Origin of the sequence: Thiolapillus sp., assembly GCF_048562965.1 — a bacterium.
Classification (GTDB): Bacteria; Pseudomonadota; Gammaproteobacteria; order Chromatiales; family Chromatiaceae; genus Thiolapillus; species Thiolapillus brandeum_A.
This window is the reverse complement of sequence record NZ_JBHNMF010000485.1, coordinates 1-2496: the sequence shown is the minus strand read 5'-3', so window position 1 is coordinate 2496 and position 2496 is coordinate 1. Positions and strand designations below refer to the sequence as shown.

The window sequence follows — 2496 nt, the reverse complement described above, 5'->3', positions numbered from 1 at the left end:
AGCGGCTTTGGATGAGAATTTTGCCAGGGTTTGCCCCAAACCCGGCAATCCCCCCGGAAATTCTCTGGTCACTGTGCTGCTGCGCATGGTGGCTTGAATAATTTCTGGGAAACTTCAGTTTGGAGAAATATAGCTGCAAAAGATAAAGCCCTGTAAAAACAGGGCTTTGAATTGGCTCCGCCAGCTGGGCTCGAACCAGCGACAAACGGATTAACAGTCCGTTGCTCTACCAACTGAGCTATGGCGGAATGGTTGAGGCGCGTATGTTAATTGGGATGCCGGGAAAGGTCAATAGTCTGGTGGAGAATTGTTGGCAACGAACAGATTTGTCCGGTTTTCCCGCACATGGCGTGCCCATATTGCCTGGGGAAGGGACAACAGACAACAGGAAGATGCGCACAGTAAATACTGCCGGATTGTCGTATGGTGTGATTTTTCCTGTTCCGCATTCTGCAGGCCAGCTTCTTTGCTTATGCGCGTCAATTTCCTACCGCTGTTCTTTCTTTCGGCATCTGCCTTTGGCGCTTTCAATACCTTTGACAGCAGTACCTTTGCGGATTCCACTTGTACGGTGCTGCCCGTTGAAAGTCCCCGGGGGTTCTTTGCCTCGCCTTCAGGAAATCCTTTGGCAGCAGGCACTGAGGACGATCCGCTGGATCTTCAATCCGCATTGAGCGCAGGCAGTCCGGTGGGACCGGGAGGTGTGCTGTGGCTGATGGAAGGCACTTACAAGGGGACTTTCGTCCGCTGCCAGCCATGGAGAGCGAAGCGAAGGCTGGTAGACCCCAGTAGCCGCGAGACCGCACTGCTTACCCGTCGTGCGCATAGCGCCAGAGGGGAAGCAAAGTAGGCATCCAAACGCGGCGTCCAGTCATTGGGAGCCAAGTACGGAGCAGCAACGAGCTTGCGAAGTTGTTGCGTAGTGCTGGGTGACCAGGACGGCTGGGGCACCAATAGGTTGTCAAAGGCCGAGTCGATTTTGGGGACTGGGATGTCCCAAAATCTATCACGAGGCCGAAGACACGCTTGAGTGATCTGTCGGGTACCGAATCCGAACCCATACGCGTACTGCCTGTTCCCGGGAAACCGGTGATCATCGATACAACCGGGGCCGCATCAGGTTCAGGATTGCGCATCAATGGTTCCTGGGTGCAGTATTTCGGCCTGGAAGTGCGCAGCCGTGATGTAAAACGCGAGACGCAGGAAGACGGCTCCAGCCCCGCCGATATCACGCTCAGAGGAGGTGTCGATATCTATGGAAAAAACAACAAAGTCATCAACTTCATTGCCCATGACAATGCCGGTGGCATCAATGCGTGGTACAAGGGAGGCGACAGCGAAGATACCGAGATATACGGCAGCATCATCTACAACAATGGCTGGACGGCTCCAGGTCGCGGGCATGGTCATGCCATCTACGCGCAGAATCGCGGCGGCGTGAAACGCCTGACCAATAACATCATCTTTTTTGGTTTTGGTACGGGCATCCATGTCTATACAGAAAAGGGCGCCATCGACAATTTCAGCATACAGGACAATGTCTGGTTTCTGGCCGGGGCTTCTGATCCGCGCAACAGCCAGAAAAAAGACAACTGCCTGGTGGGAGGCTATCAGCCGGTCAGAAACCTGTTGATCAGGAACAATCTGGGCTATTCGGACAATGGACGCGGTACCCGTGTGGGTTACGGAGGCAGCATTACAGAACAGACCGCGTTGCTGGAGAACAACTACCTGGATGAAAACCTGTGGGTTGCGGGTCATTGGGACCGCCTGGATATAAAGGATACGACAGTGTTGCATGGCATCACGGGTTCGTCCCAATCGGAGATCCGTGATCTGGGTGGCAACGATTTTCGGGAAACCAGCGACCCTCCCACTGGCAGGAAGATCGTTGTCAGCAAGAACCGGTATGATCCTGGAAGGGCCAGGATCGTCGTCTACAACTATGATGAAAATGATTTGGTCGCCGTGGATCTGGGTGATGTGCTCGAGTACGGTGCAGCTTACAGAATCCACTCGGTTTTCGATCTTTTCGGGGAGCCCTTGGTCAGCGGTGTCTACGACGGGTTGCCTGTATCCATCCCCATGGGAAGCGTCTTGCCGCCACAACCCAATGGGCTCCATGGTATCGATTTGCAGGAGGATGATCCGAAGAAGCGATTTGGCGTTTTCATCGTCACCCACGCCGCCTGTATTCCCAACTATACCCTGAGCACCAGCAGTAGCGCTGGTGGAGCTTTGCTGCCACCTGTGCAGCATAGGGATCAGGGTGCCATTGCGGAGTTCGTCGTCAGGGCGGATGCCGGCTACCGGCTGGACAGTATCAGTGGTTGCAATGGTGCATTGAACGGTGACCGTTATGTCACGGGAAAGATCGATCGCTGCCAGCCATGGAGAGCGAAGCGAAGGCTGGTAGACCCCAGTAGCCGCGAGGCCGCACTGTTTTCCCGGCGTGCCTTGCGCCAGAGGGAAAACAAAGTAGGCCTCCGAACGCGG

Annotated in this window: 2 protein-coding genes and 1 tRNA gene; 1 reads left to right on the top strand and 2 read right to left on the bottom strand. The window is 54.8% G+C overall.

Features of this window, described 5'->3' with window-relative positions; all coding sequences use genetic code 11:
• Positions 1 to 172: 172 nt before the first annotated feature.
• Positions 173 to 248: transfer RNA gene (locus ACOCD2_RS16680), tRNA-Asn, on the bottom strand.
• Positions 249 to 726: 478 nt separating this feature from the next.
• Entirely contained in the window at positions 727 to 951 is a 225-nt protein-coding gene (locus ACOCD2_RS16675; protein ID WP_293652919.1) for a hypothetical protein, read from the bottom strand.
• Between the two features lie 75 nt (positions 952 to 1026).
• On the opposite strand from ACOCD2_RS16675, the gene ACOCD2_RS16670 reads away from it, so the two are divergent.
• On the top strand, positions 1027 to 2496 hold a 1470-nt coding region (locus ACOCD2_RS16670; protein ID WP_305800524.1), incomplete at its 3' end, for a hypothetical protein.